The 19,042-nt window shown below is 69.9% G+C and carries 20 protein-coding genes; 16 read left to right on the plus strand and 4 right to left on the minus strand.

Annotation, left to right across the window (positions count from 1 at the left end; all coding sequences use genetic code 11):
* The first annotated feature begins 1 nt into the window (after window position 1).
* Window positions 2-493, plus strand: a complete 492-nt coding sequence (locus tag QZ607_RS14805; protein WP_295884082.1) for a hypothetical protein — start codon at window positions 2-4, stop codon at window positions 491-493.
* 372 nt (window positions 494-865) lie between these two features.
* On the opposite strand, the gene QZ607_RS14810 is transcribed toward QZ607_RS14805, so the two are convergent.
* Both QZ607_RS14810 and QZ607_RS14815 read right to left on the minus strand, forming a co-directional pair.
* Complete coding sequence (locus tag QZ607_RS14810) at window positions 866-2,356, minus strand: SDR family oxidoreductase (protein WP_295884083.1); 1,491 nt, start codon at window positions 2,354-2,356, stop codon at window positions 866-868.
* Between the two features lie 214 nt (window positions 2,357-2,570).
* Window positions 2,571-3,596, minus strand: a complete 1,026-nt coding sequence (locus tag QZ607_RS14815; RefSeq protein WP_295884085.1) for an alpha/beta hydrolase — start codon at window positions 3,594-3,596, stop codon at window positions 2,571-2,573.
* Window positions 3,597-3,904: 308 nt separating this feature from the next.
* On the opposite strand from QZ607_RS14815, the gene QZ607_RS14820 reads away from it, so the two are divergent.
* The 15 genes from QZ607_RS14820 to QZ607_RS14890 all read left to right on the plus strand — a co-directional run bounded on the left by QZ607_RS14820 (window position 3,905) and on the right by QZ607_RS14890 (window position 18,422).
* Window positions 3,905-6,355 carry a DUF1631 family protein gene (locus QZ607_RS14820; RefSeq protein ID WP_295884088.1) on the plus strand — a complete coding sequence of 817 codons (2,451 nt, stop codon included), beginning with the start codon at window positions 3,905-3,907 and terminating at the stop codon, window positions 6,353-6,355.
* A gap of 251 nt (window positions 6,356-6,606) precedes the next feature.
* The gene (locus QZ607_RS14825) at window positions 6,607-7,242 is read left to right on the plus strand and encodes a murein L,D-transpeptidase family protein (RefSeq protein WP_367268199.1); all 636 of its coding nucleotides are present in this window, start codon (window positions 6,607-6,609) and stop codon (window positions 7,240-7,242) included.
* A 139-nt stretch (window positions 7,243-7,381) separates the two neighbouring features.
* Window positions 7,382-8,194 (plus strand): META domain-containing protein, encoded by an 813-nt coding sequence (locus QZ607_RS14830; protein ID WP_295884090.1) that lies wholly within the window; start codon window positions 7,382-7,384, stop codon window positions 8,192-8,194.
* Window positions 8,195-8,364: 170 nt separating this feature from the next.
* Window positions 8,365-8,565: a lipoprotein gene (locus QZ607_RS14835; protein ID WP_295884092.1), complete on the plus strand. Its 201-nt coding sequence runs from the start codon at window positions 8,365-8,367 to the stop codon at window positions 8,563-8,565.
* A gap of 31 nt (window positions 8,566-8,596) precedes the next feature.
* Window positions 8,597-9,841, plus strand: coding sequence for a diaminopimelate decarboxylase (gene lysA / locus QZ607_RS14840; RefSeq protein ID WP_295884094.1), 1,245 nt, complete (start codon window positions 8,597-8,599; stop codon window positions 9,839-9,841).
* Window positions 9,842-9,963: 122 nt separating this feature from the next.
* Window positions 9,964-10,641, plus strand: coding sequence for a class I SAM-dependent methyltransferase (locus QZ607_RS14845; protein ID WP_295884096.1), 678 nt, complete (start codon window positions 9,964-9,966; stop codon window positions 10,639-10,641).
* A gap of 64 nt (window positions 10,642-10,705) precedes the next feature.
* Window positions 10,706-11,536 (plus strand): diaminopimelate epimerase, encoded by an 831-nt coding sequence (gene dapF, locus QZ607_RS14850; protein ID WP_295884099.1) that lies wholly within the window; start codon window positions 10,706-10,708, stop codon window positions 11,534-11,536.
* Window positions 11,533-12,264 carry a DUF484 family protein gene (locus QZ607_RS14855; protein ID WP_295884101.1) on the plus strand — a complete coding sequence of 244 codons (732 nt, stop codon included), beginning with the start codon at window positions 11,533-11,535 and terminating at the stop codon, window positions 12,262-12,264. The genes dapF and QZ607_RS14855 overlap by 4 nt, the downstream gene beginning before the upstream one ends.
* Window positions 12,265-12,299: 35 nt before the next feature.
* Window positions 12,300-13,259: a tyrosine recombinase XerC gene (gene xerC / locus QZ607_RS14860; protein ID WP_295884105.1), complete on the plus strand. Its 960-nt coding sequence runs from the start codon at window positions 12,300-12,302 to the stop codon at window positions 13,257-13,259.
* Window positions 13,260-13,476: 217 nt separating this feature from the next.
* The gene (locus tag QZ607_RS14865; RefSeq protein WP_295884108.1) at window positions 13,477-13,713 is read left to right on the plus strand and encodes a glutaredoxin family protein; all 237 of its coding nucleotides are present in this window, start codon (window positions 13,477-13,479) and stop codon (window positions 13,711-13,713) included.
* Window positions 13,714-14,210: 497 nt separating this feature from the next.
* On the plus strand, window positions 14,211-14,837 hold the full coding sequence (locus QZ607_RS14870) for a fasciclin domain-containing protein (protein ID WP_295884112.1): 627 nt from the start codon (window positions 14,211-14,213) through the stop codon (window positions 14,835-14,837).
* A 187-nt stretch (window positions 14,838-15,024) separates the two neighbouring features.
* A complete protein-coding gene (locus QZ607_RS14875; protein ID WP_295884114.1) occupies window positions 15,025-15,546 on the plus strand; it encodes a BLUF domain-containing protein in 522 nt (173 codons plus the stop codon).
* Window positions 15,547-15,864: 318 nt separating this feature from the next.
* Complete coding sequence (hslV, locus tag QZ607_RS14880) at window positions 15,865-16,407, plus strand: ATP-dependent protease subunit HslV (protein ID WP_295884116.1); 543 nt, start codon at window positions 15,865-15,867, stop codon at window positions 16,405-16,407.
* An 87-nt stretch (window positions 16,408-16,494) separates the two neighbouring features.
* Window positions 16,495-17,826, plus strand: coding sequence for an ATP-dependent protease ATPase subunit HslU (hslU, locus tag QZ607_RS14885; protein WP_295884118.1), 1,332 nt, complete (start codon window positions 16,495-16,497; stop codon window positions 17,824-17,826).
* 233 nt (window positions 17,827-18,059) lie between these two features.
* Entirely contained in the window at window positions 18,060-18,422 is a 363-nt protein-coding gene (locus QZ607_RS14890) for a DUF971 domain-containing protein (protein WP_295884120.1), read from the plus strand.
* A gap of 30 nt (window positions 18,423-18,452) precedes the next feature.
* Here QZ607_RS14890 and QZ607_RS14895 read toward each other — a convergent pair whose 3' ends face one another.
* Together QZ607_RS14895 and QZ607_RS14900 are read right to left on the minus strand one after the other, a co-directional pair.
* Window positions 18,453-18,599 (minus strand): hypothetical protein, encoded by a 147-nt coding sequence (locus tag QZ607_RS14895; protein WP_295884122.1) that lies wholly within the window; start codon window positions 18,597-18,599, stop codon window positions 18,453-18,455.
* A gap of 24 nt (window positions 18,600-18,623) precedes the next feature.
* Window positions 18,624-19,028, minus strand: coding sequence for a BsuBI/PstI family type II restriction endonuclease (locus tag QZ607_RS14900; RefSeq protein WP_295884124.1), 405 nt, complete (start codon window positions 19,026-19,028; stop codon window positions 18,624-18,626).
* Window positions 19,029-19,042: the final 14 nt, after the last annotated feature.

The following is a 19,042-nucleotide window of genomic DNA, read 5'->3' on the forward strand; positions in this document are numbered from 1 at the left end:
CGTGCCGACCCCGCCCGCTGCGCCGACTCGGTCGCCTATTCCCGCGGATGATCCGGCGCGTGAGAAACTGCTTGATAATGTGCAGGATGCCTTGCGCGCACTGCCGATTTACTTCGAGTCCGGAACGCACATTGAAGGGCTCGAAGCCGGAGATCTCTTCAACCTTAACGCCGTTCTTGGGAGCTCAATCGAAATCCAGGTTGTCGACACCCTGAACCGAATCCGCAAAGTTTGGGACCCTGATGACGAATGGCCTGAGCATCAGTTTGAGCGCTCGTCTCAAACCTTTCCCGATGTGCGCCTTCTTTCCAGAAGCGGCGGTGACATCGATATCGTGCTCGGCATCGAGCTTAAGGGCTGGTACCTGCTTGCGAAAGAGGGGGAGCCAAGCTTCAGGTACAATGTCAGTCCGGCAGCATGCTCTGTCTACGATCTGCTGGTTGTCGTTCCCGAAAACCTATGCGGAGTCGCAGGAATCGGCCCGAATCACTGAGAAGCTTCACAGAGAGCTCCAGCGAATGGAGGCACAGGCGAGTGATGCGGCGGCACTTCGGCTCGGGGAGCTGCTGCGCGAGTTTGCAGGAATATTGGGCGGGCAGTGACGCAGCGCAGCGCAACTGAGTAAGGCGAGAAAGAGGACGTTGCCTATCTTCCGTACGGCATCTTCTCAAGGATGGGTAAGGTGTGGCCAAAATCCTTGTCCCGGTGGCAGCGGCAGAGCAACAGGCCAGGGCAGCTCCCGATACAGCATTGGTCCTCCCCTGACCATTGCAGGATTTTGGCGTACCGGTCATTGTCTTGCAGCGCTGGAAGCCGCGAGTGCTTGCTCGACGGTCCCGGCACCAACGCCCCGGGGGCCGGATTCTCAGCCTACCCTCGCCACCTCCCCCCGCCGCTCCCGCGCCTCCGCCAGCCGGCAGATCTCTTTCACGGTGCCGCTGAAGACGACGCCGTGGGCCGGCGCGAAGGCATACCAGTAGGTGAGACCCCAGACGCCGGCGGGGTGCCAGTAGGCGGTCATGCTGAGCTTGGTGCCGCCGTTGGGTAAAGGCTTCAGGTCGAATTCCATCATGCCGGCGCCCGGCGCGCGCATGCCGAAGGCGAGGCTCAGGCGCCGCTCGGGCTCGACGCCGAGGACCTTCCAGGAGTCGATGCGGTCGCCGACGCGCAGCTCCGTGGGGTGTCGGCGGCCGTGCTGGCGCCCGGGGCCGCCGGCGAGCCAGTCCAGGGTCTCGCGCAGCTGCCAGAGGCGGTTCAGGTAAAACCAGCCGCGCTCGCCGCCCAGCTCCCGCAGCACGGACCAGACGGCGGCGGGTGACGCGGTGGTCTCGTGGGCGGCGCCGGCGCGCTTGGCGTAGTAGGCGTAGTCGATGCGTTGGTTGCGCACGGCAAAGGCTCCTTCGATCCAGCGGGCGACGACGGGCTCGCTGTTCCGCTCGGCGGCGAAGACGGCGTGCACGGCCTCGCGGAAGCCGAGCAGTCGCTGCGGCACCAGCCGGCGCAGCTCGGCGTCGTCGGCGGTGAAATCGTGCTTGAGCCCCTCGATGAGGGCCCGGGCGATGTTCGTCGGCACCGCGGTGATGAGCCTGAGCCAGTAGGACGAGAGCTTCGGGCTCAGCACCGGCACCGGGATGATGATGGGCGGGCGCTTGCCGCCCTCCTCGGCGAGGATGCGCATCATCGCTTCATAGGTCAGGGTCTCCGGGCCGCCGGCGTCGAAGACGCGACCCTCGGCCTCGGGCAGCTGCGGCAGCCGCACCAGGTAGGTGAGCAGGTTGTCCAGCGCCAGCGGCGGCGACTTGGCGCGCACCCAGCGCGGCGTGACCATCAGCGGCAGGTGGTACACCAGGTCTCGCATCACCTCGAAGGCCGCCGAGCCCGGGCCGACGATGATGCCGGCGCGCAGCTCCGTGACGGGCACTGTGCCCCGGCGCAGCACGTCGCCGGTGTCGCGGCGGGAGACGATGTGCTCGCTGTCGGCGTCATCCGGCACCAGGCCGCCCAGGTAGACGATGCGCTTCACGCCCGTGCGCTCGGCGGCGGCGGCGAAGTTGGCGGCAGCTTCCAGATCCAGGCGGCCGAAGTCCTTGCCGGCGCCCATGGAGTGGACCAGGTAGTAGGCGGTGTCGATGCCGGCGAGCGCGGCGTCCAGTGTCTCCGGCGCCAGGGCGTCGGCCGCCACCAGCTCGGCGGCATCCCAGCCGCGGCGCTCCAGGCTGGCGCGGTTGCGGCTGGTGGCGCGCACGGGAATGCCCTCGGCCAGGAGACGAGGCACCAGATGGCTGCCGATGTAGCCGCTGGCGCCGAAGACAAGGCAGCGCCCGGCGCCATGGGCGGGGGATGGTGTGCTGGTCACGGACTTTGCCGAGGGGCCGCGATGGCTGCAACAGGACAGTCAGCAGGATGCCCCGGGAGCGCCGGGCAGGTCCAGGGGTTCTGGCCGGGGGATTCGCGTGGTTGGGCGTGCGGTGGTGGGCCCGAGGGCGCGGCAGGGGCTTTCGGGGGGGGCTCTGGCGGAGCTTGAGGGGAGCTCAGCGACGGCGCCGCAGGGGACGCGGAGAACCGGTGACTTAGGGCTGCGCCAGGCCGTCCAGCCACTGGTCGATGATGTCCATCACCAGCGCGGGGCATTCCTCCTGCGGCAGGTGCCCGCAGCCGGGCAGCTCGGCAAAGGTGGCGTTGGGCAGCGCCCTTGCCGCGTCCAGGGTGTCCGCGGGCGGCACGATGCGATCCTCGGTGCCTGTGATGACCAGTGCCGGGGCGCCGATCTGCGGCAGATATCGGCGGATCTCCACCGGGTCGGTGAGGGAGCGCGCCAGGAGTGCGGCCCAGGCGGCGTCCCAGTTGGCCATCTCCCGATGCACCAGGGCGCGGGCGCGCCGCTCCTGGTCGATGCGGCCCGGGTCGGCATAGGCATAGTCCAGCAGCGGCATGTCGGTGCCGAGGGTGCGTGCCAGGAGCAGCGTCAGGCGCTGCGTCTGCGGCAGTTCCACCAGCCACTGCGGCAGGATCGGGCGCTTGGAGTTGACCCAGGGCGCCAGCAGGATGAGCCCGCGCACCCGCTCCGGGTAGGCCAGCGCCGCCTCCAGCGCCAGGGTGCCGCCGGAGGAGTTGCCCACCAGATACGCCTGCTCCACGCCCAGCGCGTCCAGCAGCGTGATGAGCTGCGACAGCGCGGCGGCCTTGGCGTAAGGGTCGCCGCTGTCGCGCGTGCCGGGCAGGGGCTTGGCGCTCAGGCCATAGGGGATCTGGTCGTAGGCGATGACGCGACCGCGCTCGGCGAGGGGGGCGAGGATGCGCTCCCAGGTGTACAGGTTGAACGTGAAGCCGTGCAGCAGTACGAAGGTCGGCGCGGCGCCGGCATCGGTTGCGGTATCCACCCCCGGGCGCTCGGCCAGGTGCAGCCTGAGTCCGTCGGTGCCGGGGTAAGGGATTGCCAGGAAACGGCTCCCCGGGCGCTCCAGTGCCTGCGTGCGGGTCTCACCGGGGGCGGGGGCCGGATCCACCAGCAGCGGCCCCACAGCGGCGGCGATCAGCGCCAGTGCCACGGTCAGTACGACCAGGCCGAACAGCAGGCGGAACAGCAGACGCAGCATGGCGGCTCCGAGGGCCGGGTGGGGGATGCGCGGATGCAGGCGCGGGCGCCGCCGGTCGGCGGCCTAGGACCGCTTATGCTAGCACAGCGACCCGCCCTACCTTGATCTGCGAGCGCTGTCACGACGACCCCAGGGCCGCGCCGTTACATTTACCTGCACGGGGCAACACCCCATCACAACACCGCCCAATTCCGCCGGCGCGTGCTCGACGCAGGCACGCCCCGCCGGCAGCTAAGCATCCGACTCCGGCTAGGGTCTGCGCATCCGCGTGGATACGTCGCTGCATGCCAATGGAGCCGAGCACCCCCATGCCGGAGCACAACGCGAGCCCTTCCCCCGCCGGGGCGATCTCACCCGCCGCGGCGATGACACTCCTGCACGCGCTCCGTGACCGCGTCGTGGACGCGGTTGCGGGCGCTTTCGCGGAGCAGATGCAGCCCGCACGTGCGGACCTCGCGCAGCTCGCGGCCCGCGCCGGCGACAGCGGGCGCCGGGAGCTTTACGAATCCGGCCATGCCCTGCTCGCCAACGGCGGGCTCGGGCTGTTGCGGCGCTTTCGCGAAACCTACTGCCGCAGTTGCGACCAGGCCATCGCCCAGGTCAGCGGCGACGGGCACGACGCCTGGGACGGCGTGCAGGAGCTCTCGCTGGTGGAAGCGCAAGCCTTCGAGCGTGACCTTGCCATCGCCCGTCTCTCGGCCAAGGCGGGCTACGCCTGCTCGCAGCAGGTGACGGCCCTGGATCGGCGGGTGGCCGCGCTGATCGGCGCCCGCCGCGTGGAGGGCGAGAGCAACCCCTTCTCCGTCAAGCGCCTGTTTGCCGCTTTCGTGGACGCCGCCGAGGCCAACTGGGCCGGTGCCCAGCTGTCATTGATCCTGCTGGAGACCTTCGAGCACTACACCGCGGAGCGCCTGCCGGGCATCTATCGGGAGCTGAACGAGTACCTGGTGGAGCAGGGTGTGCTGCCGAAGCTGCCGGTGGAGATCGAGGAGCGCGAGCACGAGCTGGACCGCCCGCACCGGGGCGGAGGCGACGCCGTAGGGGACGTTTTCGTGCAGCTCGCGAGCGGTCTGATGGGCGAGCGTGGTCGCGGGGGCGGACAGTCCGGCGGCGGACCGTCCGGCGGTGGCGCCGGCGGCGGTGGGTCGGGCAGCGGCGGCGGCGGTGGCGCACCCGCGGGCGGTGCAGGCCAGGCGCCGGCCGGCGCAGATCCGACGGACGGGCGCATGGCACCCATGGTGCTGAGCCAGCTCATCGACGGCCTCACCGGTCTTCAGCGCGGTCTCGAAGGTGCGGCGGCCAAGCTCGGCATCGACTTGCAGGCAGTGGACACCCGCAGCAGCGCACTCCTGCGCAGCCTCGGTGCCTCGCCGCTGCTGCGTTGGCTTCAGCCCAACGACGCCGTCACCATCGAGCTGGTGGCGATGCTCTTCGATTGCATCTTCAGCGATGCGGAGCTGCCGCCGCGCCTGCGCGACGAGATCGGCAAGCTCCAGGTACCCATCCTCAAGGTGGCCCTGCTGAACAAGGGCTTCTTCTCCGAGCAGCGCCACCCGGCGCGGCGGCTCCTGGATGTCATCGCCGCCGCCGCCCGCGGCTTCAGCGGCGAGGACGAGCAGGCGCTCCTCAAGCGCATCCGCGCGGCGGTGGACAATGTGCTGGCCGACTTCGACCACGACACGGCGGTGTTCAACACCGAGGTGGAGCAGATTGAAGCCATCCTGCGCGAGGCGGAGCAGGCCGCGCGCGGCCAGGTGGGCGAGCTGGTGCAGCGCCTGGAGCAGCGCGACCGCAAGCTCGTCGCCGAGGCGGTGGTGGCGGACCAGATCGCCCGTCGCCGCGACGACCGCCCCCTGCCGGCGTCTGTGGCGGATTTCATCGACGACCATTGGCGGGAGCTGCTCGGGCGCATCTACGTGCGCTACGGCGATGCCGGCGAGGATTGGCGCGGGGCGCTCGGCACGCTGGAGGACCTGATCTGGAGCGTCCAGCCCAAGACTGAGCCTGATGACCGCAACCGGCTCATGCATATGCTCCCCTATCTACTGGAGCAGCTGCCGGCGGGCCTTGCGCGCATCGGTCGCAGCGACGTCTGGGAGGTGTTTCTGTCTGAGCTGATGCCCCTGCACATGGCCGCGGTCCGCCCGCAGGCGGAGGCTGCGCCGAGCCCCAATACCGCCGCGGCGGGTGAGCCCCAGGTCGCCGACGGCACGCCGGCGCCCGCGGAGGATGCGCACGCCGCAGACGGCACCGCGGCGACCACGCCGGACTCGGACTCTCTGCCCTGGCTCATGGTCTCGCAGGTCTGGGATTCCACCGAGGACGACACCGCCGACGCCGGCTTCGACCCCGACAGCACGCTGGTGGAGGCGGCATCCGCGCCGGCGCACGAAGGGTCGGTGCAGGTGCAGGCGCACGCATCCGAGGCGGCGACCGACGCCGCTGATTCAGCGCCCGCGGTCAGCAAGGACCCGCACCTGGACGCCGCCCGGCAGGTGGCCGTGGGCGACTGGCTGGAGGTGCAGCAGCTGGGCGACGCCAACCTGAGCCTGCGCGCCAGCTGGATCAGCCGCAAGAGCGGTCTGGTGCTGTTCGCGGACCGGCGCGGGCGCAACGCCCGGGTGCTCTCGGTGGAGCGGCTGGCCGATGCGCTGCGCCAGGGCAGCGCCCGGTTGCTCTCCCGCGACCCGCTCACGGACCGGGCCGTCGCCCGCCTGCTGGTGAGCGCGGCGCCGGCGAGGGAGGAGACGGCGGCCTAGGGCGGGCGGACTTCAGTTCGCCAGCGGCAAATGGCACGGAGGCCTCGAACGCGCCGCAGCCTTGCACCCCCGGCCCGCTGTCTGCGCCAGGATGCGGGCGCTGCCCCGAAGCCTGCGGCGAGGTTCAAGAACCTGCCATAAACAACAGATATTCCGATACATTTGTAGCGCGAATGACGGCTGTTGCTGGGTCTGAGACAGGGTAGAATCTCAGCTCCTGTTGAGTCGAGAGGCGCACCGCGCACACAACCATGCCTCAGTATCCGCCCGGCTGCCCACCAACCGCGCCGAATCCCACCGCGGCAAACCCCACCGCGGCAAACCCCACCGCGTCAAACCGGCGCTCGCGCCATCGTCGAGCCGCAGCCCTGCTGCTCGCCGCCGTCGTCGCCTTCAGTACGCTCCTGGTCGGCGGTCTCCTTACCGGCTGCGCGTCCAAACCGGAGGTCGCGCCGCGCTTCGTCGACAGCGTTCTGGTCCGCAAGGGCGAGCGCAAGCTGCAATTGCTGCACGACGGCGAGGTCTTCCGCGAGTACACCGTCGCGCTCGGCGACAGCCCAGTGGGGCACAAATTTCAGGAGGGCGATGAGCGCACGCCCGAGGGCGACTACGTCCTCAACTGGCGCAACCCCAACAGCAACTTCCACAAGTCTATCCATATCTCCTACCCGAACCACCGCGACCGCGCCTTCGCCCGCGCCATGGGCATCGACCCCGGCGGCATGATCATGATCCACGGCCGCCCGAACTGGCTCACCTCCCCCGCCGTGGCGCGGGAGTACGACGGGCGCGACTGGACCGACGGCTGCATCGCCGTCAAGAACCACGAAATGGACGAGATCTGGCGGCTGGTGCGGGACGGCACCCCCATTCGCATCTTGCCCTGACGCGCGCCCCTGACCCCCTGACGTCGCCCGGGTCGCGCCTTGGCTCGGGCGTCGGCTGCGTCTGCGTATGCGTTGGGCGGTGATGGGCCATAATGCGCCTCCCACCGTCACCCGCTCACCGCAACGGAGACCTGCCCCTATGACGCCGATGCATCGTCCGCCTCAGCCCGTGCTCGTCGCCGGTCTGCTGCTCGTCGCGGCCCACGCCACGCCGGTGGCAGCATCCGGTCTCGAAGACCAGGACTGGCAGCTCGCCCGGTACCGCACCGAAGCCGGCCTCACCGACGCCGCCGAGGGCGGCGCCCGGGCGGTGCTGCGCTTCGAGGACGGTCGGGTCGGCGGCAGTGCGGGCTGCAATCGGCTGCTCGGCGGCTACAGCCTGGAGGACGAGGTGCTGACCATCGCGCCGAACATGGCGAGCACCATGATGGCCTGTCCGCCGCCGCTCATGGAGCAGGAGCAGGCGGTCATCGCCGCGCTCGGGCAGGTGGCGGGCTATGGGCTCACCGACACCGGCCTGGCGCTCACGGACGCAGACGGGGAAGCGCTCCTGACCTTCGTGGAGCTCGCCGGCACGCCGCTCACCGGCACCACCTGGCATCTCACGCATTACAACAACGGTAAAGGTGGGCTCGTCACCGTCGCCGCGGGCACCGACTTCGTGCTGATGCTCGCCGATGACGGCCGCCTCAGCGGCAAGGCCTGCAACAATTATCGCGGCGGCTATATCGTCTCCGGCGAGGATTTTGCGCTGGAGGGCCCGCTCGCCGCCACCAAGATGCTGTGTCCCGAGCCGGAGGGCATCAACGAGCAGGAAGCCGCCTATTTCGCCGCCCTGGAGCGCGTGGCGAGCCATCGTATCCGCGGTGACGAGCTGGTGCTGCTGGATGCGGACGGCGCCACCCAGGCCCGCTTCCGCGCAGCGCAACCGGGCGAGCAGCCGAGCGACTGAGCCCTGCCGTCGCCGGCCATCGAGTCGGGTGCAGGCCGCGAGCGCCTGCGGCGCGGCGCCCAAGACCCCCAACGCCCGCCCGCTGCACCGGCACCCGCGCAACGGGTTTTGCCCGCCATCGCCGGATGCGGCATCATCGCCGCATGCAGCCCCGACACCGCCACGCTGTCATGCCGCTCGCGCTGGCCCTCGCCCTGGCGGGGGCGACCCTGCTCGCCGCCTGCGGTCAGACCGGCGACCTGTACCTCGCCGAGGACGACCCGGCGCGCGCCGAGCGCGATGCCCGCGGCAGGGCGGCACCCTTTCCCTTCCCGCCCGAGGACGCGGCCTGGCCGCCGGCGGCACCGGCGGACGCCGACGCCGCTCAGTAGCGCCGCGGGCCACTTGCTGCGGATTCGGCCGATGGACCACTTCAACGAGCGTGACGGGCGGCTCTTCGCCGAAGACATGCCGGTGAGCGAGCTCGCCGCGCGCTTCGGCACCCCCTGCTACGTCTACTCCCGCGCCACGCTGGAGCGCCACTGGCACGCCTTCGACCGCGCCCTCGGCGCGCGGGCGCACCTGATCTGCTTCGCGGTGAAGGCCAACGGCAACCTGGGCGTGCTGAACCTGCTGGCGCGCCTGGGCTCCGGCTTCGACATCGTCTCCGTGGGCGAGCTGGAGCGGGTGCTCGCCGCCGGCGGTGACCCGGGCAAGGTGATCTTCTCCGGCGTCGGCAAGCGCACGGACGAGATCCGCCGGGCCCTGGCCGTGGGCATCCGCTGCTTCAACGTGGAGTCGGAGCCCGAGCTCCTGCGCATTGCCGCCGTCGCAGCGGAGCTCGACACCACCGCCACCGTGTCGCTGCGGGTGAACCCGGATGTGGATGCCCGCTCGCATCCATACATCTCCACCGGGCTCCGGGAGAACAAATTCGGCATCGACATCCACGCGGCGGAGGCGGTCTATCAGCGGGCCGCGGCGCTTGAGCACATCCACGTGGCCGGCATCGACTGCCACATCGGCTCGCAACTGACGGAGCTGTCGCCCTTCCTGGACGCGCTGGACCGGGTGCTGGCACTGCTGGACCGGCTCGCCGCCCGGGGCATCGGCATCGAGCACCTGGACCTGGGCGGCGGCCTCGGCATCCGCTACACCGACGAAGCCCCACCGGAGCCGGACGCCTATGCCGAGGCCCTCGACGCGCGCCTGGGCGACCGCGACCTGGAGATCATCCTGGAGCCCGGACGCGCCATCGCCGGCAATGCCGGCATCCTGCTCACCCGGGTGGAGTACCTCAAGCCCACGGCCACCCACAACTTCGCCATCGTGGATGCGGCCATGAACGACCTGCTGCGCCCGGCCCTGTACCAGGCGGAGCAGGAGATCGTGCCCGCCGAGCGACGCGCCGGCGAGCCCATCGGCTGGGACATCGTGGGGCCTGTCTGCGAGACCGGCGACTTTCTGGGCAAGGGCCGGGCGCTGGTGCTCGCACCGGGCGATCTGCTCGCGGTGCGCTCCAGCGGCGCTTACGGCTTCAGTATGAGCTCCAACTACAACAGCCGCCCGCGTGCGGCGGAAGTCATCGTGGACGGGGCGGAGGCCCATCTGGTGCGCCGCCGGGAGCAGCTTGCGGACCTGTATGCCGGCGAAAGCACCTTGCCCTGAAACCCCGCGCGCTTGGCACGCCGCGCCGCGTGACCTGCGCTGCTGCAACGCGTGCCCAGCAATCCGCCCAGCAATCCGCCCCGCAATCCGCCCCGCAGGCAACATCGCCCGGAGACCAGCCCATGAAGCGTCGCCCCGAGCCCGAGCTGATGGACGGCCCCGAACAGGCCCGCGCCTATGCCGAGGCCGACTTCAGCGAGCCCAACGAGCTGTTCCTGCGCCTGCTGACGGAGCTGGCCCCAGGCGACCTCGACGGCTGCCGTGCGCTGGACCTGGGCTGCGGCCCGGCGGACATCGTGATCCGGCTGCTGCGCCGCTGGCCCCGGCTGCACTGTGACGCCCTGGACGGCAGTCAGGCCATGCTGGACCTGGCGCGGGCGGCCATCGACGCCCTGCCCGATGTCGTCGCCCGCGCGCGGCTGCTGTGCGACAAGCTGCCGTCCGGGCGCATCGAGCCCGGCGCCTACGACCTGATCCTCTCCAACAGCCTGCTGCACCACCTGCACGAGCCGCAGGTGCTCTGGCGCAGCATCCGCGCGGCGGCCAAGCCCGGGGCCCTGGTGCTGGTGATGGATCTGACCCGGCCCGCCTCCGCCGGGCAGGCCGCTGCCCTGGTGGAAACCTACGCCGCCGATGCGCCGGAGGTGCTGAAGCAGGACTTCCGCAACTCCCTGCACGCGGCCTTCGAGCCGGCGGAGGTCACCGAGCAACTACGCGCGGCGGGGCTTGCCGGGCAGCTGTCGGTGAACGTCGTCAGCGATCGGCATTTGGCGGTGTGGGGGAGGTTGGGTGGCGAGTGACGAGTGACGAGGCTGGCGGCTCTGATGCATCGCCCCTCGCCCCTCGCCCCAGGAATTTGATCTGATGCGCCTGCGATTCACCAAAATGCATGGCCTGGGCAACGACTTCGTCGTGCTCGACGGGGTGCGCCAGCAGGTGCAGCTCACGCCGGCGCTGGCGGCGCGGCTGGCTGATCGCCGCTTCGGCGTCGGCTGCGATCAGGTGCTACTGGTGGAACCGCCGCGGCTGCCGGGGACGGATTTCCACTATCGGATTTTCAACGCCGACGGCTCGGAGGTGGAGCAGTGCGGCAATGGTGCGCGCTGCTTCGCCCGCTACGTGCGCGACGCCGGCCTCACGGACAAGTCCGAGATCCCCGTGGGCACCGCCGCCGGGCCTATCCTGCTGCGGGTGCAGGCGGACGGCCGGGTCTGCGTGGACATGGGCGTGCCGCGGCTCGAGCCGGCGGACATTCCCTTCATTGCCGAGCGCCAGGCGACCCGCTACCCGCTGGCGCTTGACGATGGTGTGGTGGACATCGCCGCTGTGTCCATGGGCAATCCGCACGCGGTGCTGGCGGTGGCCGATATGGACACGGCGCCGGTTGCAGTGCTGGGGCCTCGCATCGAGCACCACCCGCGCTTTCCGAGACGGGTCAATGTGGGCTTCCTTGAGATCCAGGATCGGCATCGGGTGCGGCTGCGGGTCTGGGAGCGCGGTGCCGGGGAGACCCTGGCCTGCGGCACCGGCGCCTGTGCCGCCGTCGTGGCGGGCCGTCTGTGGGGCGAGCTGGACGCCGAGGTGGCGGTGAGCCTCCCGGGGGGGACCCTTGTGGTACATTGGCCTGGGGCCGGCGCGCCCGTGCAGATGACCGGGCCTGCGACCCGTGTGTTCGACGGAGACATCGATCTATGAGCAGCCGCCCCAAATCCGGGAGCCCATCCGCCGGCAGTGCCGCGTCCACGCAGCCCGGCGCCGCTGTCGGTGCCGGTGCAGACCCGTCTGACCGCGCCGTTGCCGCCTACCTGCTGCAGCACCCGGATTTTCTGGTGCACCACCCGGAGGTGCTCGCCAAGCTGCATGTACCCCATGGTGCCGGCGGCGCCGTGTCCCTCATCGAGCACCAGGTGGCTGTGCTGCGCGAGCAGCTGGGGCATGAGCGCGGCCGGCTCAATCACCTGATGGCGCGTGCGCACGAGTACGACCAGCTCGCGGCCCGCCTGCACGAGCTGACGGTGCAGCTCATCACCGTGCCGGACCTGGAGCGGGCCTGTGCGGCACTGGAGGCGGCGCTGCGCGAGCAGTTCAATGCCGAGGCCGTGGCCATCAAGCTTTTCCCGGTGGACCCGGCGCAGCGGGCGGACGATCCGGTGGTGAAGGGGTTCCTCGAGTTCATCGACCGCGACCGCTGCCTGTGCGGCCCGCTGATGCCGAAGCAGGCGGAGCCGCTCTTCGGCGCCGACGCCGAGGCCATCCAGTCCGCAGCCCTGGTACCCATGCGCGGCACCGAGCAGACCGGGGTGCTCGGCATCGGCAGCCGCGACCCCAAGCGGTTCACGCGGGACATGGGCACAGAGCTGCTGGAGCGCTTGGGCGCCATCGCCGGCGCCAAGCTCACGGACCTCGCGCATCGGCAAGCCTAGACGCTGAGACCCGATCCGCGTCGCAGACGAAGCCCATGGCCGACCGTCCCGTCTCAGGCCCGACCCCGCCTGTGGGCGCCGCCGCCACGGGCGACCACTGGCTGGACGCCTTCCTGCATCACCTCGCGCACGAGCGGCGGCTGTCTGGCCATACCCTGGATGCCTACCGCAGGGACCTGCTGCGCGTGCTCGCCTGGCGCGCCGAGCGCCGCGTGGGCGACTGGCCGGCCCTGAGCGACGGACAGGTGCGCCGCTACGTCGCCGACCGCCATCGTGCCGGCGTCTCCGCCCGCACCCTCGCGCGCGAGCTCTCCGCACTGCGGGCGCTGTTCGAATACCTGCTGCGCGAGGGCGCGGCGAGTCTGAACCCGGCCCGCACCGTGCGCCCGCCGAAGGCGCGGCAGCGCCTGCCCAACACCTTCGACCCGGACCAGCTGGGGGCGCTCATCGACGCCGGCCCCGATCAGGGAGGTGGCGACGACCCGCTCACCCGCCGCGACACGGCCATGGTTGAGCTGTTCTATTCCTCTGGCCTGCGACTGGCGGAGCTGATCGGCGTGGACACCCGCGACATCGACCCGGCGGATGCGACCCTCACCGTCGTCGGCAAGGGTGCGAAGACCCGTCGCGTGCCGGTGGGACGCGCGGCGCTCGCTGCCATCGGGCGCTGGCTTCAGGTGCGCGGGCTCCTGGCCGGCCTGGATGAGCCCGCGCTCTTCGTCAGCAGCCGCGGCCGGCGCATCCACCCACGCACGGTGCAGCAGCGCCTGCGCCTGTGGGCCGAGCAGCGCGGCGCCGGACGCAAGCTGCATCCGCACCTGCTGCGCCACTCCTGCGCCAGCCACCTGCTGGAGTCCTCCGGCGACCTGCGCGCCGTGCAGGAGATGCTCGGCCACGCCGACATCAGCACCACCCAGGTCTACACGCACCTGGATTTTCAGCACCTGGCACAGGTATACGACAAGGCGCATCCGCGGGCGAAGCGCAAGCGTTGACGCACGCTGCGGCGGTCGCGGCAAGAATGCCGCTCCCACAGCCGCCGGCACGCTGTGGGAGCGGCCTCAGGCCGCGACAGTGCCCGTGCCGCCGCGGTCGCGGCAAGAATGCCGCTCCCACAGCCGCCGGCACGCTGTGGGAGCGGCCTCTGGCCGCGACAGTGCCCGCGCCGCCGCCGTCGCGGCTGGACTGCCGCTCCCACGGTGACCCCAAGCCATGCCCGCCAAGCGCATCGTCCTCTACACCACTGCCGGCTGCCCGCACTGCAAGCGCGCCAAAGCCTTCCTCGCGCGCGAGGGCATCGCCTTCCGCGAGATGGATGTCGGCCGGAACCCACGCGCCCGCAAGGAGCTTGAGCGCCTCGGCGCCCGCGGCGTGCCGGTGCTGCTCATCGGCGATGCGCGGCTCGACGGCTTCGACGAGAAGCGGTTCTGGCGGCTCTATCGCGCATAGGTGCCCCGTCCGAGGGAGGATCGATGCCGATCGCGAGCGCGAAAAAAGCGGCCGCGAGCGCCGCATGGGGGAGCGCGGCGGTCGCGGCCGGATGGCCCGCGGGTTGGGGGAAGGGTGCCGGCGCCGATGGGGGCGGGCCGGCGTTGCGGGTTGCGGAGAGTCTAGACGGGTGGGTGGCTCAAACCGCGAGTCCGGCTGCCGGGGCGCCGCCGCCGGGTCAGGATGAATGGCTTCGACAGAAGTTGGTGGAATGCCGAATAAAGCCTTGTCGAATGCTGTTCATGGCTTGATGCAGGGGATCTTGGGGTTAGTCAGGAGGCAATACCTGAGTCAATTGGTCAGAAACCGCGGAGTGTTTGTTGGATTCGTTGTCAAGTGCCGATCCGGGCGCAATGATTCGCGCCAACCGGGTCAACGACCAGGTTTTGTCGACGTCAGCAGAGCGCCGGCAATCAGCTGCCCAACCATTGTCTGACCGTAACCTGAGGTAAGCACCCATGACCGATTCCACTCAGAACGCCCCGAAGAAGTTCAACTACGGCCCGCTTGCGATCTTCGGCCTCGCCATGGCCCTGGGGCCGCTGACGGCGCTGTCCGTCGGCTCCCGCTACGCCGACGAGGCGACCTTCGAGCGCGCCAACGCCGCCCTCAAGAATGCCAAGCCCCAGGACATGCTCGCCCCCTATGACGTACAGGGCGTTCCCGCCTATGCCAGCGGCAAGACCGTGGCCGACATCCTGGCCAGCTCCGGTGTCTTCGGCAGCTTCGAGCAGGCCCTGGAGCTGGCCGGCATCGACCGGGAGCTCGCCGCGGCGGGCGAATACACGGTCTTCGCGCCGAGCGACGAGGCCTTTGCCGACATGCCCGAGAACGAGCGCCAGGCCCTGCTCGCTGACAAGGAGAAGCTCGCCGCCCTGGTGAAGAAGCACATCGTGCCCGGCCGCCACACCGCCACTGACCTGATTCAGAGCGAGACCGTCCAGGCCATGGACGGCAGCACCCTGGACATCGGTCCGTCGGCGCGCTTCAACGGCCATGTGGGTGTTGCCAATGCCGAGGTGGTCAAGACCGGCCTGTACGCCGCCAATGGCGTTGTGCACGTCATCGACCGCGTGATCCAGTAACAGCACCCGCTCCGGGGCCGAGCCCCGGAGTTGCGTCTGTCAGGCCCCCGGCGGCAGCCGCCCGCCGGGGGCCTTTTGTATGAGGTGTTGCCGTGGTTGCATTCCAGCCCGCCTTTGCTAAGGTCAGGCTTTCAAGGGGCGCGTCGCACGCTTTGTCGCGCGCCCGCCGCAACCGTGAGCCCCGCCCATGGGAGACTGTCGTCTCATCTACCGCAGCACCTGCTCCGCGTCCTTCATGCCCAACGAGGACCTGCGCGCACTGGTGCACACCGCCGCCCAGCACAACGCCAAGCACGGCATCACCGGGCTGCTGCTGCTCTCGGGCGATCAATTCCTGCAGGTGCTGGAGGGGCCGGCCAAGGCCGTGAACCAGCTCTTCAACCGCATCATCCGCGACGACCGCCATCACGGCGTCGAGCTCATCGCCTTCGAGCAGATCGGCCCGCGCTATTTCGACGATTGGTGCATGCACTTGGTCGATCTGTTCGATCTCTCACGGCAACCACGGGACCTGCTGGCCGAGAAGTACGGCGCCGCCAATGGCGTCATCCGCATCCCCGAGCGCCTGCACGAGATCTTCGGCCTGCTGTTGGACGCCCGCGCCATCTGCCGCAACCAGCCCTGGGAGGAGGATCGCGGCGACACCGCGGTGGAAGCCGTCCCGGCGCAGCCGCCTGACACCGTAGGGACGGCGCCGGCGGGCGACTGAGGTCGGCGGAGGCGGTCCGGTCGGCCGCCCCCCCCGTGTCCCAGCACGGCTCCAGCACGGCCCGAGCGGCGTGGGCCGGCTGGTCACGCGCCATGCGGAGCAACCGGGATGGCCGATGCAGACCCCCGGGGCTGCTGCTTACGTCGCGCGCTTTGCCGCGTACAATGTAAGGTTTCGCCTCGGGGCCGGGGTCCGATCCGACATGCGTCGGCCCGACCCGAGCCCCTGGCCCCCAAGCCCGGTCCAGCCCCGCTCCAGCCCCCAGCCCCCAGCCCCCAGCCCCCCAGCCAGCCAATTCCTCGTCGAGACGCAGCAGCAATGGAACAGTTTCACGGCACCACTATCCTGGGCGTGCGCCGCAACGGCGCCGTCGTCATCGGCGGCGATGGCCAGGTTTCCCTGGGCCAGACCGTTATGAAGGGCAACGCCCGTAAGGTGCGCCGCCTGTACAAGGGGCAGGTCCTCGCGGGTTTCGCCGGAGCCACCGCGGATGCGTTCACGCTGTTCGAGCGCTTCGAGGGTAAGCTTGAGAAGCACCAGGGCAATCTCACCCGGGCCGCGGTGGAGCTCGCCAAGGACTGGCGCACGGACCGCATGCTGCGCCGGCTGGAGGCCATGCTCTGCGTCGCCGACCGCGAGGCCTCGCTCATCATCAGCGGCACCGGCGACGTGCTGGAGCCCGAGCACGACCTCATGTCCATCGGCTCCGGCAGCGGCTACGCGCAGGCGGCGGCCCGGGCGCTGCTGGAGCATACGGAGCTGTCGGCCCGCGACATCGTCGAGCGGGCCTTGGGCATCGCCGCCGACATCTGCATCTACACCAACCATAACCTGGTGCTGGAGGAGCTCGGCGCCGAGTGAGCCGCCCGTCCGCCGCTCGGCCCCGCGCCGCACCAGCCCGCCGGCGGCGGCAGCGACCGCGCCGGCTCTTCACCATCGCAGGCCACCATGTCCGACATCACCCCGAAGCGCATCGTCGCCGAGCTCGACAAGCACATCATCGGCCAGGACGCCGCCAAGCGCGCCGTGGCCATTGCTCTGCGCAACCGCTGGCGGCGGGCGCAGATTCCGGAGCCCATGCGCTCGGAGATCACGCCGAAGAACATCCTGATGATCGGTCCCACCGGTGTGGGCAAGACCGAGATCGCGCGCCGGCTCGCGAAGCTCGCGGAAGCGCCTTTCATCAAGATCGAGGCCACCAAGTTCACGGAAGTGGGCTACGTCGGCCGCGATGTCGAGTCCATCGTTCGCGATCTCGCCGACATCGCCATCAAGATGGAGCGCGAGAAAGAAATGCAGGCCAACGCCGGCAAGGCCGAGGCCGCCGCCGAGGAGCGCATTCTGGATGCCCTGCTGCCGAAGCCGTCCGGCTTCGAGGAGGACAGCCGCGGTGGCGGGGCGAGCAGCGGGACCCGCGAGAAGTTCCGCGCACGGCTGCGCGACGGCGAGCTGGACGACAAGGAAATCGACATCGAGGTGAGCATGAACCTGGGCGTGGAGATCATGGCTCCGCCGGGCATGGAGGAGATGACGAGCCAGCTCCAGGGGCTGTTTCAGAACCTCGGCAGCAACCGCACCAAGCGCCGGCGCATGCGCATCGGTGACGCCCGCAAGGTGCTGAAGGACGAGGAGGCCGCCAAGCTGGTCAACGAAGAGGAGATGAAGCAGCGGGCGCTCAGGAACGTGGAGAACAACGGCATCGTCTTCCTGGACGAGCTGGACAAGGTCACCCGCCGGGCCGAGAACGTCGGCGGCGGCGACGTCTCGCGCGAGGGCGTGCAGCGCGACCTGCTGCCGCTGGTGGAGGGCAGCACCGTGTCCACCAAGCACGGCGCCATCCGCACCGACCATATCCTGTTCATCGCCTCCGGCGCCTTCCAGCTCGCCAAGCCCTCGGACCTGATTCCGGAGCTGCAAGGCCGCCTGCCCATTCGCGTGGAGCTGGACGCCCTCAGCACCGATGATTTCGTGCGCATCCTCACGGAGCCTGACGAGTCCCTGACCGACCAGTATGCCGCCCTGCTCGGCACCGAGGGCGTGACCGTCGAGTTCACCGACGACGGCATCCGCCGCCTCGCGGAGATCGCCTACCACGTCAATGAGCACACCGAGAACATCGGTGCCCGCCGCCTGCACACCGTCATAGAGCGCCTGCTGGAGGACATCTCCTTCAACGCCGCCGAGCTGGACCGGGTCACCGTCACCATCAACGCCGCCTATGTGGACCAGAATCTGGGCGGGCTGGCGGCGGATGAGGATTTGTCTCAGTACATCCTCTAGGAGAGGGCTGAGGGCTGAGGGCTGAGACGGCCGGGTACGGCGGCTTCAGCGGCTCGCCGCATCCCCGCTCGACGCCGGGCATGCGGCGGCTGCGCTGCCGGCGACGGGCAGACCTCTGCCGGGTCAAGCCATGCTGGGTGGACATCGGCGGGCGCACCCAGGGCGTTGAAGCGGCGCGGCGGCCGGCCCATTTGATCGGCTGTCTGCAACATCGAATTCCAAGGAGTCAGCCCATGCCCACGCCCACTGAATTCAACCTGCACCGCAACTCCCGGGTGCTGGAGATCACCTTCGACGACGGCGCGCACTTCACCCTGCCGGTGGAGCTGCTGCGCGTGTACTCGCCGTCCGCGGAGGTCCAGGGCCATGGGCCCGGCCAGCGCGTGCTGCAGACGGGCAAGGAGGACGTGAACATCGACCGCATCGAGCCCGTGGGCAACTACGCCGTCTGCCTGCACTTCGACGACGAGCACAACACCGGCATCTACTCCTGGGAGTATCTGTACAGCCTCGGCAACAACCAGGAGGGGCTGTGGAAGGACTACCTCGCCGAGCTGGAGAAGGCCGGCTACAAGCGCAAGCAGCGCCCGTCCTGACAGGCGCCGCCCGCCGCCTGACCCCTGCGGTCAGGCCCCGCCCGTCGCCGCTTTGAGCGCTTGCGCCAGGCAGGCTGCCACCGTCGCGCGCGCGATGTCCCGGGTGATGCAGAACAGCCGCGAGCCGCTGCCGAGACAGCCGGTGAGGCGGGCGATGGTGATGCGCTCGCGCGGCATCAGGGCGCCGGGTACGGGGCTTCGTCAAGGGTCGAGCGGCAACAGGGCATCCAGCTCGACGACGCCCTCACGCAGGATCAACAGCTTGTCGGGCTCCGAGGCAAACCAGGCAAAGCTGCCCCAGGCCAGGTGGCGGTAGGTCTTGCGATATCCTGGTGCATCGCGGTCCGCATAGGCGCTGAGACAGGCCACCCGGCTCGCATCGAAGCCGCCGTTCGCGGCCAATTCAGTGAGGCTGAGGCGCCGGCGCTCGCTGATGGGGCCGTCTGTGGCGACGACTTCGACGAAAAGCAGCAGCGGATCAGCTGGTCCAAGGTCCACCAGAATCAGGTCCGGCAGATCGCGGTCTGCTTGAATTGTCAGCCCGATTTTGGCCGCCAACTCGTCGTCGCGAGCCACGACCTTATTGCCGGTGGACCTCCGCGACATCTGGCAGGGCCGGC

This window comes from uncultured Thiohalocapsa sp., from assembly GCF_913063425.1.
Lineage (GTDB): Bacteria > Pseudomonadota > Gammaproteobacteria > Chromatiales > Chromatiaceae > Thiohalocapsa.

What these genes read in the sequence shown, in the direction of transcription:
- QZ607_RS14815 (WP_295884085.1), bottom strand. Translation starts at nt 3,596, where the DNA reads ATGCTGCGTCTGCTGTTCCGCCTGCTGTTCGGCCTGGTCGTACTGACC.
- QZ607_RS14820 (WP_295884088.1), top strand. Translation starts at nt 3,905, where the DNA reads ATGCCGGAGCACAACGCGAGCCCTTCCCCCGCCGGGGCGATCTCACCC.
- QZ607_RS14825 (WP_367268199.1), top strand. Translation starts at nt 6,607, where the DNA reads ATGCCTCAGTATCCGCCCGGCTGCCCACCAACCGCGCCGAATCCCACC.
- QZ607_RS14830 (WP_295884090.1), top strand. Translation starts at nt 7,382, where the DNA reads ATGACGCCGATGCATCGTCCGCCTCAGCCCGTGCTCGTCGCCGGTCTG.
- QZ607_RS14835 (WP_295884092.1), top strand. Translation starts at nt 8,365, where the DNA reads ATGCCGCTCGCGCTGGCCCTCGCCCTGGCGGGGGCGACCCTGCTCGCC.
- lysA (WP_295884094.1), top strand. Translation starts at nt 8,597, where the DNA reads ATGGACCACTTCAACGAGCGTGACGGGCGGCTCTTCGCCGAAGACATG.
- QZ607_RS14845 (WP_295884096.1), top strand. Translation starts at nt 9,964, where the DNA reads ATGAAGCGTCGCCCCGAGCCCGAGCTGATGGACGGCCCCGAACAGGCC.
- dapF (WP_295884099.1), top strand. Translation starts at nt 10,706, where the DNA reads ATGCGCCTGCGATTCACCAAAATGCATGGCCTGGGCAACGACTTCGTC.
- QZ607_RS14855 (WP_295884101.1), top strand. Translation starts at nt 11,533, where the DNA reads ATGAGCAGCCGCCCCAAATCCGGGAGCCCATCCGCCGGCAGTGCCGCG.
- xerC (WP_295884105.1), top strand. Translation starts at nt 12,300, where the DNA reads ATGGCCGACCGTCCCGTCTCAGGCCCGACCCCGCCTGTGGGCGCCGCC.
- QZ607_RS14865 (WP_295884108.1), top strand. Translation starts at nt 13,477, where the DNA reads ATGCCCGCCAAGCGCATCGTCCTCTACACCACTGCCGGCTGCCCGCAC.
- QZ607_RS14870 (WP_295884112.1), top strand. Translation starts at nt 14,211, where the DNA reads ATGACCGATTCCACTCAGAACGCCCCGAAGAAGTTCAACTACGGCCCG.
- QZ607_RS14875 (WP_295884114.1), top strand. Translation starts at nt 15,025, where the DNA reads ATGGGAGACTGTCGTCTCATCTACCGCAGCACCTGCTCCGCGTCCTTC.
- hslV (WP_295884116.1), top strand. Translation starts at nt 15,865, where the DNA reads ATGGAACAGTTTCACGGCACCACTATCCTGGGCGTGCGCCGCAACGGC.
- hslU (WP_295884118.1), top strand. Translation starts at nt 16,495, where the DNA reads ATGTCCGACATCACCCCGAAGCGCATCGTCGCCGAGCTCGACAAGCAC.
- QZ607_RS14890 (WP_295884120.1), top strand. Translation starts at nt 18,060, where the DNA reads ATGCCCACGCCCACTGAATTCAACCTGCACCGCAACTCCCGGGTGCTG.
- QZ607_RS14895 (WP_295884122.1), bottom strand. Translation starts at nt 18,599, where the DNA reads ATGCCGCGCGAGCGCATCACCATCGCCCGCCTCACCGGCTGTCTCGGC.
- QZ607_RS14900 (WP_295884124.1), bottom strand. Translation starts at nt 19,028, where the DNA reads ATGTCGCGGAGGTCCACCGGCAATAAGGTCGTGGCTCGCGACGACGAG.